Origin of the sequence: Bradyrhizobium sp. SEMIA (assembly GCF_014844175.1) — a bacterium.
Lineage (GTDB): Bacteria > Pseudomonadota > Alphaproteobacteria > Rhizobiales > Xanthobacteraceae > Bradyrhizobium > Bradyrhizobium arachidis.
On sequence record NZ_CP046601.1, the window covers coordinates 8,393,835 to 8,409,055 of the forward strand.

Consider the following 15,221-nt stretch of genomic DNA (forward strand, 5'->3'; position numbering starts at 1 on the left):
ATGAAACTTTTCCCATTTGGAACCCTCTCAACACCCCTCGATTTGACAGCGAGGGCCTCACCACCCATGTTCGGATCGAAACGGCCGACCCGAGTCCTTTCGTTTTCGGCCTAAGATTTTCCCGTAAGTTACTGGAACTACATGAATATCGTCATTGTGGAGTCGCCGGCGAAAGCCAAGACGATCAACAAGTATCTGGGCTCGTCCTACGAGGTTCTGGCCTCGTTCGGCCATGTCCGCGACCTGCCCGCGAAGAACGGCTCCGTCGATCCCGACGCCAATTTCAAGATGATCTGGGAGGTCGACCCCAAGGCGGCCGGCCGGCTCAACGATATCGCCAAATCCCTGAAGGGCGCCGACCGCCTGATTCTCGCCACCGACCCTGATCGCGAGGGCGAGGCCATCTCCTGGCACGTGCTGGAGGTGATGAAGGAGAAGCGCGCGCTGAAGGATCAGAAGATCGAGCGCGTGGTGTTCAACGCCATCACCAAGCAGGCGGTCTCGGAGGCGATGAAGAACCCGCGCGAGATCGACGGCGCGCTGGTCGACGCCTATATGGCGCGCCGCGCGCTGGACTATCTCGTCGGCTTCACCCTCTCCCCCGTGCTGTGGCGCAAGCTGCCGGGCGCCCGCTCGGCCGGCCGCGTGCAGTCGGTGGCGCTGCGCCTCGTCTGCGACCGCGAGCTCGAGATCGAGAAATTCGTGCCGCGCGAGTACTGGTCGCTGATCGCGACCCTGCTCACCCCGCGCGGCGACGCCTTCGAGGCGCGCCTCGTCGGCGCCGACGGCAAGAAGATCCAGCGTCTCGACATCGGCACCGGCGCGGAAGCCGAGGACTTCAAGAAGGCGCTGGAACTGGCGAGCTACGCCGTCACCGCGGTCGATGCCAAGCCGGCCCGGCGCAATCCGCAGGCGCCCTTCACTACCTCGACGCTGCAGCAGGAAGCCAGCCGCAAATACGGCTTTGCGCCGGCGCACACCATGCGCATCGCCCAGCGCCTCTATGAAGGCATCGACATCGGCGGCGAGACCACCGGACTCATTACTTATATGCGTACCGACGGCGTGCAGATCGCCCCGGAGGCGATCACCCAGGCGCGCAAGGTGATCGGCGAGGATTACGGCAACGCCTACGTGCCGGATGCCCCGCGCCAGTACCAGGCCAAGGCCAAGAACGCCCAGGAAGCGCACGAAGCGATCCGCCCGACCGACCTCTCCCGCCGCCCCGACAGCATGAGCCGCAAGCTCGATGCCGACCAGGCCAGGCTCTATGAGCTGATCTGGAAGCGCACCATTGCCAGCCAGATGGAATCGGCCGAGCTGGAGCGCACCACGGTCGACATCACGGCGAAGGCTGGCGGCCGCACGCTGGAGCTGCGCGCCACCGGCCAGGTCGTCAAGTTCGACGGCTTCCTCGCACTGTACCAGGAAGGCCGCGACGACGAGGAGGACGAAGACTCCCGCCGCCTGCCGGCGATGAGCCCGAACGACGCGCTGAAGCGGCAGTCGCTCGCCGTCACCCAGCATTTCACCGAGCCGCCGCCGCGGTTCTCGGAAGCATCGCTCGTCAAGCGCATGGAAGAGCTCGGCATCGGCCGGCCCTCGACCTATGCCTCGATCCTCCAGGTCCTGAAAGACCGCGGCTACGTCAAGCTGGAGAAGAAGCGCCTGCACGGCGAGGACAAGGGCCGCGTCGTGGTCGCCTTCCTCGAAAGCTTCTTCGCCCGCTACGTCGAATACGACTTCACGGCCAGCCTCGAAGAGCAGCTCGACCGCATCTCCAACAACGAGATCTCCTGGCAGCAGGTGCTGAAGGATTTCTGGACCGGCTTCATCGGCGCCGTCGACGATATCAAGGATCTGCGCGTCGCGCAGGTACTCGACGTGCTCGACGACATGCTGGGCCAGCACATCTATCCGCCTCGCGCGGACGGTGGCGATATCAGGCAGTGCCCGAGCTGCGGCAGCGGCCGGCTGAACCTGAAGGCTGGCAAGTTCGGCGCCTTCGTCGGCTGCTCGAACTATCCGGAATGCCGCTACACCCGTCAGCTCGCCGCCGACAGCGAGACCACCGCCGACCGTTCGCTCGGCCAGGATCCCGATACGGGCCGCGATGTCTGGGTCAAGGCTGGCCGCTTCGGCCCCTATATCCAGCTCGGCGAGCAGAAGGATTATGAGGAAGGCGAGAAGCCGAAGCGCGCCGGCATCCCGAAGGGCACCTCGCCCGGCGATGTCGACCTCGAGCTTGCGCTGAAGCTGTTGTCGCTGCCGCGCGAGATCGGCAAGCATCCGGAAACCGGCCAGCCGATCACGGCCGGCCTCGGCCGCTTCGGGCCGTTCGTGAAGCACGAGAAGACCTATGCCAGTCTCGAGAGCGGCGACGAGGTCTTCGACATCGGCCTCAACCGCGCGGTCACGCTGATTGCCGAGAAGGTCGCCAAGGGCCCGAGCCGGCGCTTCGGCGCCGATCCCGGCAAGGCGATCGGCGATCACCCGACGCTCGGCACGATCACCGTGAAGAGCGGCCGTTACGGTGCCTATGTCACCGCAGGCGGCATCAACGCGACGATCCCGGCCGAGATCGAGAAGGACGCGATCACGCTGCCGCAGGCAATCGCTCTGATCGACGAGCGCGCCGCCAAGGGCGGCGGCAAGGCGAAAGCCAAGAAGGCGGCCAAGCCGGCTAAGGCCAAGAAGACCATAGAGAAGACCACAGAGAAGGCCACGGACGGCGAGGACGCCGCGCCGAAGAAGAAGCCGGCCGCGAAGAAAGCCGCGGCCAAATCGAAAACCGAATCCACCAGCAAGGCGCGCGCTGCCGTGTCGTCGACCGCCAAAACGTCGCCGACCAAGACCGCCGCCGCCAAGGCTCCGGCCAAGAAGAGTGCCGGCAAGACTTAGATCAAGAATTAGAGGTTAAGTGAAACGCAAGCATGACCATGGCTTTCCCGACAGGCAAGCCATCGTCGCCTTCATCAAGGCAAATCACGGAAAGGTCGGAACCCGCGAAATTGCGCGCGAGTTCGACCTGAAGAACGCCGATCGCGTCGAGCTCAAGCGCATGCTGCGCGAGCTCGCCGACGACGGGATCATCAAGAAAAAACGCCACACTGTGTCCGAGCCGGACGCGCTCCCGCCGACGCTGCTCGCCGACATCACGGGGCGCGACTCCGACGGCGAGCTGATCGCCTCCCCCGCCGAATGGGACGAGGTCGAGAGCGGCGAGCCGCCCAAAATCATCATCGAGATGCCGCGCCGGGCCAAGCCCGGCACCGCCGCCGGTGTCGGCGACCGCGCGCTGCTGCGCGTCGAACGCAACGACGAGGACGAAGACCCGGCCTATCGCGGCCGCATCATCAAGGTCATCGACAAGGCCAAGAGCCGCATCCTCGGCGTGTTTCGGAGCCTTCCCGAGGGCGGCGGACGGCTCGTCCCCGTCGACAAGAAGTTCGCCGACCGCGAGCTGAATATCGCCAGGACCGATACATCAGGCGCGCAGGATGGCGACCTCGTCAGCGTCGACATCGTCCGCACCCGCGGCTTTGGCCTCGCCTCCGGCCGGGTCAAGGAGAAGCTCGGCTCGGTCAAATCCGAGAAGGCGATCAGCCTGATCGCGATCTACGCCCACGAGATCCCGCTGCAGTTCTCCTCCGCCGCCGAGCGCGAGGCGGAAGCCGCCGAGCCCGCAAATCTGAAGGGCCGCGAGGACTGGCGCGACATCCCACTCGTCACCATCGATCCGCCCGACGCCAAGGATCACGACGACGCGGTGCATGCGCAAGCCGACGAGGATCCCAACAACAAGGGCGGCTTCATCGTCAACGTCGCGATTGCCGATGTCAGCTTCTACGTCCAGCCGGGCACCGCGCTCGACCGCGACGCGCTCGACCGCGGCAACTCGGTCTATTTCCCCGATCGCGTCGTGCCGATGCTGCCCGAGCGCATCTCCAACAATCTCTGCTCGTTGGTGCCGGGCGAGCCGCGCGGCGCGCTCGCGGTGCGGATGGTGATCGGCCCCGATGGCCGCAAGCGCTCGCACAGTTTTCATCGCATCCTGATGCGCTCGGCGGCGAAGCTGAACTATGCACAGGCGCAGGCCGCGATCGACGGCCGCACCGATGACACCACCGGCCCTCTGCTCGATCCGATCCTGAGGCCGCTCTACGCCGCTTACGCCTGTGCCAAGCGCGCGCGCGACGAGCGCGATCCGCTCAATCTCGATCTGCCCGAGCGCAAGATCCTGCTCAAGAGCGACGGCACGGTCGACCGCGTCGTCGTGCCCGAGCGTCTCGATGCGCACAAGCTGATCGAGGAGTTCATGATCCTCGCCAACGTCGCAGCGGCCGAGATGCTGGAGAAGAAATCGCTCCCGCTGATCTACCGCGTCCATGACGAGCCGACGCTGGAGAAGGTGCACGCGCTCGCGGAGTTCCTGGAGACGCTCGACGTCCCCTTCACCAAATCAGGCGCGTTGCGCCCCACCCTGTTCAACCGCGTGCTGGCCCAGCTCGAAGGCCACGACTATTACCCGCTGGTGAGCGAGGTGGTGCTGCGCGCCCAGGCGCAGGCGGAATATTCCTCGGAGAATTACGGTCATTTCGGCCTGAATTTGCGCCGCTACGCGCATTTCACCTCGCCGATCCGCCGCTACGCCGACCTCGTCGTGCACCGTGCGCTGGTCCGCGCGCTCGGCCTTGGCGAAGGCGCCCTGCCCGACAGCGAGACGCCGGAAAGTCTCGGCGAGGTCGCCGCGCATATTTCACTGACCGAGCGCCGCGCGATGAAGGCGGAGCGCGAGACCGTGGATCGCCTGATCGCGCATCACCTCGCCGACCGCATCGGCGCCAGCTTCCAGGGCCGAGTCTCCGGCGTCACCCGCGCCGGCCTGTTCGTGAAGCTCTCCGAGACCGGCGCCGATGGCCTGATCCCGATCCGATCCCTCGGCACGGAATATTTCAACTATGACGAGGGCCGTCACGCGCTGGTCGGCACGCGCAGCGGCACCATGTACCAGCTCGGTGACGTCGTCGATGTCCGCCTGATCGAAGCGGCCCCCATCGCAGGCGCGCTGCGGTTCGAGCTGCTGTCCTCGGACAGCGAGAGCAGCCCACGCGAGCGCCGGCCGTTCCGCGCCCAGCGCAAATCCGCCAAGGCGCATCCGGGACGCAGCCCGGAGAGAAAACGCAAGCCGGAGAAGCAAAAGTCCGGCAAGGGCAAGAAGCAGAGAAAGAACAAGGGTAAGAGCAAGAAGGGCAGCGCGTGGTGACGATGAGCACGGCCCCAAAAATCTGGACGCGCGAGACCGGTCTCGTCGAGAAGCGCGACGTCTGGACCGCGATGAAGCGCGGCTTTCGCAGCCGCTGCCCGCGCTGCGGTCAGGGCAAGCTGTTCCGCGCCTTCCTGAAGACCGCGGACAATTGCAGCGCCTGCGGCCTCGACTTCACGCCGCACCGCGCCGACGATCTGCCCGCCTATCTCGTCATCGTCATCGTCGGCCACGTCACGGTGCCGGCGATTCTCTGGATCGAGACCAATTACACGACGCCGGTCTGGCTCACCTTCGTGGCCTATCTGCCCTTCACGTTCTTTGCTTCGCTCGGGCTGCTCCAGCCGGTCAAGGGAGCTGTGGTCGGCTTGCAATGGGCTCTGCGCATGCACGGGTTTGACGAGAACCCGCCGGATGGTATTCCGCCGGTGTAAGCAATAAGCAAAAAACGCTCTGGGTGAGGACATGACGGATATTTCGCAGGCCGAAGACAAGGCCAAGATCCACGAGGGCAAGGAAGCTGACCATCATCCTTATTTCCGCCCGAAGGACGCCGCGACGCTGATCCTGGTCGATCGCAGCGGCGCCATTCCAAAAGTGCTGGTCGGCAAGCGCCACGACAAGGTGGTGTTCATGCCCGGAAAATTCGTGTTCCCCGGCGGCCGCGTCGACAAGGACGATCACCGCGTGCCGTGTGCTGCGCCGATCACCGCGGAGCTGGAAGCCAATCTCGCCAAGGGCAGCCCGAAGACGCCGGCCTCGCGCGCGAAATCGCTGGCGATCGCCGCGATCCGCGAAGCCTGCGAGGAGACCGGCCTCTGCCTCGGGCGCAAGGTCGAGGGCAAGGCCAGGCTCGAAGGTCCGTGGAAGCCGTTCGCGGATGCAGGCCTGCTGCCCGATCCCTCCAGCCTGTTCTTGATCGCGCGCGCGATCACCCCGCCCGGCCGCGTCAAGCGCTTCGATACGCGCTTCTTCACCGCCGATGCCTCCGCGATCACCCACCGCGTCGAGGGCGTCATCCACGCCGATGCGGAGCTGGTCGAGCTGGTCTGGGTCGAGCTCGGCTCGAAGCCGCTCGCCGAACTGCATCCGATGACGCGCAACGTGCTCAACGAGCTCGATACCCGCCTTGCCACCGGCCCGCTCCGGCACGATGCGCCGGTGCCGTTCTTCCATTTCTATGGCGGCAAGATGCAACGAGATGTGCTAGGTGAAGGAAAGGGCGCTTAAACGACTGGGAGGGTCGGATGACGCGGTTCGCAAGGCCTCTGCTCGCTTCCGTCGCGTTGTGCAGCCTGCTCTCGTTGCCTGCCCATGCAGAGCTCGACGTCGCCAGATTGAAGCAGACGATCGAGACCTCCTTCGAGAGCGACTATCCGAAGCTCGATGCGCTCTACAAGGACATCCACGCCCATCCCGAGATCGCCTTCCAGGAAGAGAAGACCGCGGCGAAACTCGCCGCCGAGATGCGCGCGATCGGTTTCGAGGTCACCGAGCGCGTCGGCAAGACCGGTCTTGTTGCCATCTACAGGAACGGCGACGGCCCCACCATCATGGTTCGCACCGAGCTCGATGCGCTGCCGATGGAAGAGAAGACCGGCCTGCCCTATGCCAGCCGCGACAAGCAGATCTGGCAGGGCCGCGAGACCTTCGTCGCCCATAGCTGCGGCCATGACATCCACATGGCGAGCTGGGTCGGCACGGCGAAGACCCTGGTCGGCATCAAGGACCAGTGGCGCGGTACGCTGATGTTCATCGCGCAGCCCGCGGAGGAAGAGGTCGCGGGCGCAAGGGCGATGATCGACGATGGCCTGTTCATCCGCTTTCCGAAGCCCGATGTGGGATTTGCCCTGCACGACAGCAGTGGAGCCTACGGCTCGGTGACCTACAGGGTCGGGGTGGGATCGTCGAATGTCGACGGTCTCTTCATCAGATTTATCGGCCGCGGCGGCCATGGTGCGGTACCGCAGGCGACCATCGATCCCGTGATGATGGCATCCCGCTTCGTCGTCGACGTGCAGAGCGTGATCAGCCGTGAGAAGGACCCGACCGAATTCGGCCTTGTCACCATCGGCGCGATCCACGCCGGCACCGCCGGCAACATCATTCCCGACGAGGCCAGGGTGATCGGCACGATCCGCAGCTTCAAGCCGCAGGTGCGCGCCAGGATGCTGGCCGGGATCGAGCGCACGGCGAAGGCGGTGGCGGTGATGGCGGATGCGCCCGCGCCCGAAATCCATCTCGACGAAGGCACCAAGGCTGTGGTGAACGATGCCGCCGTCGTCGGCCAGGCCGAGCGGGTGCTGAAAGCGGCCTTCGGCGACAAGTTCAACGTCACCCCTGCGAACACGACCAGCGAAGACTATTCGGAATATGTCAACGCCGGCGTGCCTTCGATGTTCTTCAACATCGGCGTCTATGAGCCGGACCGCGTCGCGGCCGCGCGTAACGGCAGCGGCCCGCCGCTTCCCGGCAACCACTCGCCGCAATTCGCCCCGGTGCCGAAACCGACCATCCAGACCGGCGTCACCGCGATGACGCTCGCCGTGCTGAGCGCCTTCGATCAAAGGGCGCGGGGACAGTAGTCCCCCCTCGCCGTCAGTGTCTGCGGTTTGATGGATTCCGGGCGCGCCGCTTCGCCGGGCTTCGGAATGACGCGAACGTGCTGAGAGTTGATCGAAAAACGAAAAATTCTTCCCAGCCCTCCCAATGGCAGAGTTCTGCCGCGTCCCTATGTCTTTGCGAACGACACCCAGAACGGATACGGGGCGATGGCACAACGGCAACTCAAGCTTGGCGCGTTCATGCGCCCGATCAGCATCCACACCGGCGCCTGGCGCTATCCCGGGGCCTGGCCCGACGCCAACTTCAACTTCGGCCACATCAAGACGCTGATCCAAAAGCTCGAGGCCGGCAAATTCGACGCCTTCTTCATGGCCGATCACTTGGCCGTCTTGAACATGCCGATCAATGCGCTCAAGCGCAGCCACACCGTGACCTCGTTCGAGCCGTTCACGCTGCTGTCGGCGCTCTCCGCCGTCACCGAACGGATCGGCCTGATCGCGACAGGCTCGACCACGTTTGACGAGCCCTATCACGTCGCCCGCCGCTTCGCCTCGCTCGACCATCTCAGCGGCGGCCGCGCGGGCTGGAACATCGTCACCACCTCGAACCCGGACGCGGCGCTGAATTTCGGCCTCGACGACCACATGGAGCATGCCGAGCGCTACAAGCGCGCCCGCGAGTTCTACGACGTCGTCACGGGCCTGTGGGATTCCTTCGCCGACGACGCCTTCGTACGCGATGTGGAATCCGGCCTGTTCTTCGATCCCGCCAAGATGCACACGCTCGACCACAACGGCAAATATCTGAAGGTGCGCGGTCCCCTCAACATCGCCCGCCCGGTGCAGGGCTGGCCGGTGATCGTGCAGGCCGGCGCGTCGGAAGACGGCAGGCAGCTCGCGGCCGAAACCGCGGAAGCCGTGTTCACCGGCGGCGGCAGCCTCGCCGACGGACAGAAGCTCTATGCGGACATCAAGGGCCGCATGGAGAAGGTCGGGCGCGACCCCGAGCACCTCAAGATCCTGCCCGGCGCCTTCGTTGTGGTCGGCGACAGCGTCGATGAAGCCAAGGAGAAGCGCGCCCTGCTCGACAGCCGCGTGCATTACGACAGCGCCATCGCTTCGCTCTCGGTTATCCTCGGCACCGATGCGTCAGGTTTCGATCCCGATGGGCCCCTGCCCGAGATCCCCGAGACCAACGCCAGCAAGAGCGGCCGTCAGCGCATGGTCGATCTCGCCACCCGCGAAAAGCTCACCGTGCGCCAGCTCGCCCAGCGCGTCGGCGGCTATGGCGGGCTGTCGTTCGTCGGCACGGCGAAAACCATCGCCGATCAGATGGAGGAATGGCTGGTCGGGCGCGGCTCCGACGGCTTCAACATCATGTTCCCGTTCCTGCCCGCGGGCCTGGACGATTTCGTCGACAAGGTGGTCCCGGAGCTCCAGCGCCGCGGGATTTTCCGGAAAGAGTATGAAGGGGCCACTTTGAGAGAGAATCTCGGCCTTCCGCGGCCGAAAAACCGCTTCTTTGAGGCCTGATGGGCCCGATTTGAGTGGTTTTTGGCCCTAGAGCCGCGTTCCGGGCTCTAGCTCTTTGTTTTTGACGCGTTTTCTTGACGCGAACCGGTGCCCGCTTCGCTCGAAAACGCTCCGAAACCTTGACTTCCCCCGGTTTCTGGCTAGGTTGCCGGCCAACGCGGGCCGTTTGGCCGGCTCCAGATTCCCCAATTTTCTGAGGTTCAGAACATGGCCAAAGCGGTCACCATCAAGGTCAAGCTCGTGTCCTCGGCTGACACCGGCTTCTACTACGTCGCCAAGAAGAATTCGCGCACCATGACCGACAAGCTGGTCAAGAAGAAGTATGACCCGGTCGCGCGCAAGCACGTCGAATTCCGCGAAGCCAAGATCAAGTAAGATCGCGGAGGCTGAAGACTTTTGCGGGGCCCTTTCGGGCCCCGTTTTATTTTGCCACGCGCGTTGCTTCCCTCAACTGCCCGCGATGCCGGCGACAGCCAGTCCTTCGGCGAAACGATCGATGAAGCCTTGGTCGTTGCAAAAGAACAGCTCCTGCCGCGCTGTCTGCGTTGTGTAATCCGTCTTGCGTTGCAGAAGCTCGGCAGCTGCAGCGTTGGCCTGGGCTTTTTCGTCGAGACGGCCAAGGGACGCAGCCAACGTCGCGAAAGCCCGATACGTGGCATTGGGTTGCCTCGTCGCCCTTCGAGCAAATTCCACGGCAATATCGTACTCACCAAGGGAAAAATGCGTCCACGAACGTACGTGGTGAAAGCTCCACAGATGGCTGTCGCGCGGACTGAGCATTGTCGCCCGATCGAGCAGCGCTTCTGCTTCGAGCTCCCGCCCGCACCACAGCAGATTGAAGCCTTGTGCAAAATATCCTTGCGCGAAACTTGGGTTGAGCTCCAAAGACGTGTCGATGGCAGCGAGCGCTTCGTCGTTCTGGCGGGTCAAACACAGTGCTCTTCCGAGGGCGCAATGGCAAAAGCAATCGAGCTCGTCGAGCGTCACGGCGAGACGTGCCTGGCGCAACGCCGTTTCCAGTCGCGCTGGCCGATCCCTGGGATCATCATAAAGCGAGCGCTGAATATTGACGTAGCTGAGCGCGCCATGCCCACGTGCGAACTTGGGATCTGCTGCGATCGCGCGCTGGAAATAGTCCTCGGCTGAATCGAATCCGGGTGTGGTAAATCGCCAAAGATTCCACAGGCCGCGCTGGTAGCAATCCCACGCGTCGAGGCTTTCCGGCGCCTTGCGCGCGGCGAGTTGCTGCTCCACTTTCGACAATTCAGGTTCGATGGTGGCCGCGATCTGCTTTGCCATCTCCTCCTGGATATCGAAGATATTCTCGAGTTGAAGTTCGTATTTGTCGGACCAAAGCTGCATCCCGTCCGCGGCCCGGGTTAGCTCCGCCGTGATCCTCACCTTATCGCGGCTCTTGCGAACGCTGCCGGACATCACATAGCTGACGCCCAGCTGCGCGCCGACATCGCGTGCGTCAACGATCCGTCCCTGGAATCCGATCGTCGAGTGGCGCGAGATCACGGAAAGCCAGCGGTTTCGGGCAAGAAGCCGGATGATGTCTTCCGTCAATCCGTAGCTGAAATAGTCATTCTCGGGGTCACTCGACATGTTCGCGAACGGAAGCACCGCGATGAACGATCGTGAATTGGCTTCTGCCTTCACCGCTTCCGAGACGACGTCGTCGAGATGCGACACGTCGGTGGAAATCGACGCTTGTCGGCGAACGTCGGTGGCCGCGCCGTGGTGCGGAGCGAGTCGGATTGCGTCGGCATCAGCCCCCTCGATCGCCTGGACCTGAGCGACAAACCGGAAGCCACGCCGATGCAGCGTCCTGATGAAAAGCTGCTCTGTTCCGTTGTCGCCGAGCACGCGCCGGGCGCCATTGATGCGGCTGGAGAACGCGGCCTCGGAGATGATCCGGCCATTCCAGACGATGTCGATCAACTCATCCTTGCTCACAACCCGATCATGGTTGCGCACCAAATGAACGATGAGATCGAAGACTTGAGGCTCAATGTGGACGGGCGCACCTTCACGTCGAAGCTCTTGCTGGCTCAGGTCGACCTCAAAACCCGAAAATCGGTATTTTGTTACCATCACCCGCTTCCCTACCGAGGCTCGCCTCCCGTTTCGCGTCGTGGTCGAGTCTGCAATTCAGGAAAAACAAACGTCTCCCGAAGAACTCCGCCAAGCGTGAGGGATCAGTCGAGTTTAGAGACCGGTCAATCATCGTTCAACCGGAGATGCCACATGATCCGGGCACCTGATTTTCATCTCTACCGACAGTCCGCCAGATGGTTTGCGGTTGTAACCCATCGCGGCTCATTGCGGGCACTCGCATCCCTCCCGCCGGCGACGACGCCGACCATGAGGAAGAAGATACTGCGGCTGGCTGCGCGGCTCAGGCGATTGTTCAATGCAGGCGCTACGGCGGCAATCGCTCGTCAGGCCGCTTTGGCCGCCCGGCAGGCGCGGGATGATCCCCGAGCCTGATTTTGCTGCAGTGGCAGCCGATGCCTGCGGTCGTCTGGAACATCGGATCTCCTGTTTGTGCTGCGACCGCGATGACGGGCGGCGTTTTAGGCTGGCTTATCGTGCTCTACAGCACCTTCCTGATCAGCCATTTTGAGCTGTTCGGATTGACGCAGGTGATCACCCGCTTTGCCGGGCATCGCGCTGGCTTTTTGAGCGAACAGGTCGCTGGTGGATTATTGAGCGGACATCTTCGCAACCCTTGATTGCGCAATCCCGAACGTATGCTAGCGTGCACTCACCGGGCGGCATTTCCGGCCCGGGTTCGGGAAGGACATGGTCATGAGATCATCATTAAGCCTTGTCGTGCCTTCAACCATCGCGGCCTTGTCAACTGTCTTGCTGTGCGCTCCGGCAGCGTCACAAATTCCAACAGGCTCCGGCGCCACTCTTCCTCCTGTTACGGTCGACGCGCCGAAGCAGGCGGCAAGGCCGCATCGACAGGAGCCAACGGCAAGCGCCGGGGCGTCATCACGTCGCACTGCGTCAACTGCTCAAAGGTCAACGTCAGGCACTCGCACGCCTTCGTATGCGCCGGGTTCTGTGATGGGGAGGATTGCCAGCCTCGAGGCACGGGCCAGCAGTTGCAACGGTGGCTGTGCATCAAGCTTCCCAAGCGGCAAGGAGCCCTGGATTGGATGTAGCGAGTCGGGCGGCAACATCGACTATGGACCTTTCTCGCCAACGTGCCGAGACACCATCACCCATGCATCCTACGAGAATTGCGTCGAGACGAAGGTGTTCCTGGGTGAGCATCGAAACAAGGCCCACTGGATTTGCAGCAGCCTGCAGGCCGGCAACAGGTTTAAGGTCGCCGATCTCAAGCGTCCGGGACGTCGCTAGTCCGTAGCTCCAGCAAGCTGCAGACGCGTCGAATTCTGCGAATCCGGGATTAGGCAGGTCGCACGGTGCTGAAAGACTTTTGCGGGCCCGATGGGCCCGCTTTATTTCTGTCCCGTCGCCTCAGCGATGTCGCCTGATCGAGCGGTACGCCGAAGCCTGGCGAGCCGCCCGGCATTTCACCGGCGAGCATCGCGCCGGCTTTTTGAGCGACAATTCGATGGTGAACTATTGAGCTGACATCCTCGCAACCCTCGATTGCGCAATCCCAAATGTATGTTAGCGTGCACTTACCGGGCGGCATTTCCGGCCCGGGTTCGGGAAGGACATGGTCATGAGATTGTCATCAAGCCTTGTCGTGCCTTCAACCGTCGCTGCCTTGTCTACGATCCTGCTATGCGCTCCGGCAGCGTCACAAATTCCAACAGGCTCCGGCGCCACGCTTCCTCCTGTTACGGTCGACGCGCCGAAGCAGGCGGCAAGGCCGCATAGGCAGGAGCCAACGGCATCCACGGGGCAGTCATCGCGCCGGACTGCGTCAACCGCCCAAAGAACGTCTTCAGTCGCACGGACGCCTTCGTATGCGCCGGGTTCTGTGATGGGGAGGATTGCCAGCCTCGAGGCACGCGCCAGCAGTTGCAACGGTGGCTGTGCATCAAGCTTCCCACACGGCAAAGAGCCCTGGGTTGGATGCAGCGAGTCGGGCGGCGGCCTGAACTATGGACCTTTCTCGCCGACGTGCCGAGACACCATCACCCATACATCCTACGAGAATTGCGTCGAGACGAAGGTGTTCCTGGGCGAGTTTCGCAACAGAGCCCACTGGTTTTGCAGCAGCCTGCAGGCCGGCAACAGGTTCAAGGTCGCAGAGCTCAAGCGGCCGGGACGTCGCTAGTCCACACCTCTCTCAGACTTGATCACAAGGCAGCACGGCGTCCGCAGAACATCCTCAGCGGACGCTTGCGACCGCGCGCCCCGCGCCGGCTCCGACACTGGAGCGAGTGGCTGCGGCGGCCGGTTCAGCAACAGCAGCGCCGGCCGACCAAGTGTGACCCACCTCAAAGAACGTCATGAAGGGATTCAATATCTCCAGCGGGATTGTTGCATGAACCTGGTCCATTCCCGTGAAAAGCCATTTGCCGTTGCTGGATCCGCTGCGCTTCGCAGCCGCGCTCGGAGTTGCCATTTTTCACCAGATGTTCTGGTCCTGGGCCTGGGCTTCGATCGGCGTCCCAGGCTTCGAGCGCACCGTCGCCGCCGACGTGCTGTACCCGTCCGCCGCGCCCTTCACATGGTTCGGCTGGGTCGGCGTCGAGATCTTCTTCGTCATCTCCGGTTTCGTCATCGCGAACTCGGCGAGCCAGTCTTCGCCGGGCGCGTTTCTGCTTGGCCGCGCACTCAGGCTCTATCCCGCGGTCTGGATATGCGCCACCGCGACCTTCCTCGTGCTGCTTCTGTTCGGGAGTGGACCGGCATCCGAACTCATCCTGCCTTACATCCATGCCATGCTGATGGTGCCGAAGGGCGTCACAGGTCAATGGCTCGACGAGGTCTACTGGACGCTAGCCGCCGAGACGGCGTTTTATGGCCTCGTGTTTTGCGCGATGCTCACGAAGAGGATCACCCTGCGGCACCTCACCTTCGGTCTCACTATCTACAGCGCAGTGTTCAACGCCGTCGCGCTGCTCGTGCTGTCGAGCATGACACCGTCCGATCTGCCCTATCTGATCATTCTGATGTTTCGGGTGCCGTGCGCGGCATTCCTGTTGACCCACGGCTGCTTCTTTGCGCTGGGGATCTGGCTGTTCATTTCCGCGAACAGGCAATTGACGGCGCTCGAGCTGGCCGCCATTGCCGTCGCCTGTCTTTCAGGCGCCGCAGAGATCTACTTCTTCGCCTCGTTCTTCCTGACGTCCATACCCGCCATCGCGGATCAATCAGCCCTTGTGCCGATCATGGTCTGGGCGGCTGCGGTGCTCCTGATTGCCCGTGCCGCGAACCGGAGCAGGCGCTCTGCGGGCACCACTTCCCCTGAAGCACCGGCTTACTTGAGAACGCTCGGACTGATCACCTATCCGCTCTATCTCACCCACAACGTCATTGGCTCGGCGATCATTCGTACGCTGGTCGAGGCCGGCCTGGATGCCACCGCGGCCGTATGGATCGCGCTGGGCATGCTGGTCCTGGTCTGCTGGTTCATTTGCGCGAAGGTCGAGCCGGCCGTCAGATCCGCGCTGGTGCAAACGCTCTCGCATTTTGGCAAGCTGCCCCAAAGGCAGCCCGCATTCAGACCCCCGGCGTTGGCGCGCGGACTGCGCCTTCCCCTGACCGTCTCCGTGAAGGCGACCGTCATGGCGTCGTGGCCGCGATAGGCGTCTGCCGCTCGAGCGAGGAGCAGTCCTCGTTCCTGCCTGCCCGATCGCGAAGCTCTTGCTGATCGTTGCCAAAGCGCAGCGGATTACGCAGGCTTTGGTTGCACTTGCGCT

At 63.4% G+C, this 15,221-nt stretch carries 10 protein-coding genes; 9 read left to right on the forward strand and 1 reads right to left on the reverse strand.

What is annotated here, in order from left to right:
* Window positions 1-141 precede the first annotated feature (141 nt).
* From topA to rpmG, 7 genes are all read left to right on the forward strand, one after another.
* Entirely contained in the window at window positions 142-2,901 is a 2,760-nt protein-coding gene (topA, locus tag FOM02_RS40280; RefSeq protein ID WP_027559642.1) for a type I DNA topoisomerase, read from the forward strand.
* 19 nt (window positions 2,902-2,920) lie between these two features.
* A complete protein-coding gene (gene rnr / locus FOM02_RS40285; RefSeq protein ID WP_027559643.1) occupies window positions 2,921-5,266 on the forward strand; it encodes a ribonuclease R in 2,346 nt (781 codons plus the stop codon).
* Window positions 5,260-5,700, forward strand: coding sequence for a DUF983 domain-containing protein (locus FOM02_RS40290; RefSeq protein ID WP_027559644.1), 441 nt, complete (start codon window positions 5,260-5,262; stop codon window positions 5,698-5,700). Before rnr ends, FOM02_RS40290 begins: the two co-directional genes overlap by 7 nt.
* 31 nt (window positions 5,701-5,731) lie before the next feature.
* A complete protein-coding gene (locus FOM02_RS40295; protein ID WP_027559645.1) occupies window positions 5,732-6,496 on the forward strand; it encodes an NUDIX hydrolase in 765 nt (254 codons plus the stop codon).
* A 17-nt stretch (window positions 6,497-6,513) separates the two neighbouring features.
* On the forward strand, window positions 6,514-7,851 hold the full coding sequence (locus tag FOM02_RS40300) for an amidohydrolase (RefSeq protein ID WP_027559646.1): 1,338 nt from the start codon (window positions 6,514-6,516) through the stop codon (window positions 7,849-7,851).
* A gap of 186 nt (window positions 7,852-8,037) precedes the next feature.
* Window positions 8,038-9,363: an LLM class flavin-dependent oxidoreductase gene (locus FOM02_RS40305; protein WP_027559647.1), complete on the forward strand. Its 1,326-nt coding sequence runs from the start codon at window positions 8,038-8,040 to the stop codon at window positions 9,361-9,363.
* Between the two features lie 207 nt (window positions 9,364-9,570).
* Window positions 9,571-9,738, forward strand: coding sequence for a 50S ribosomal protein L33 (gene rpmG, locus FOM02_RS40310; RefSeq protein ID WP_007603295.1), 168 nt, complete (start codon window positions 9,571-9,573; stop codon window positions 9,736-9,738).
* Between the two features lie 72 nt (window positions 9,739-9,810).
* On the opposite strand, the gene FOM02_RS40315 is transcribed toward rpmG, so the two are convergent.
* Window positions 9,811-11,460, reverse strand: coding sequence for a winged helix-turn-helix domain-containing tetratricopeptide repeat protein (locus FOM02_RS40315; RefSeq protein ID WP_084334339.1), 1,650 nt, complete (start codon window positions 11,458-11,460; stop codon window positions 9,811-9,813).
* 416 nt (window positions 11,461-11,876) lie between these two features.
* Here FOM02_RS40315 and FOM02_RS40320 point away from each other — a divergent pair, with 416 nt between their 5' ends.
* Both FOM02_RS40320 and FOM02_RS40325 read left to right on the forward strand, forming a co-directional pair.
* Window positions 11,877-12,101: a hypothetical protein gene (locus tag FOM02_RS40320; protein ID WP_141263023.1), complete on the forward strand. Its 225-nt coding sequence runs from the start codon at window positions 11,877-11,879 to the stop codon at window positions 12,099-12,101.
* Window positions 12,102-13,859: 1,758 nt separating this feature from the next.
* Window positions 13,860-15,107: an acyltransferase family protein gene (locus FOM02_RS40325; RefSeq protein WP_027559648.1), complete on the forward strand. Its 1,248-nt coding sequence runs from the start codon at window positions 13,860-13,862 to the stop codon at window positions 15,105-15,107.
* Window positions 15,108-15,221: the final 114 nt, after the last annotated feature.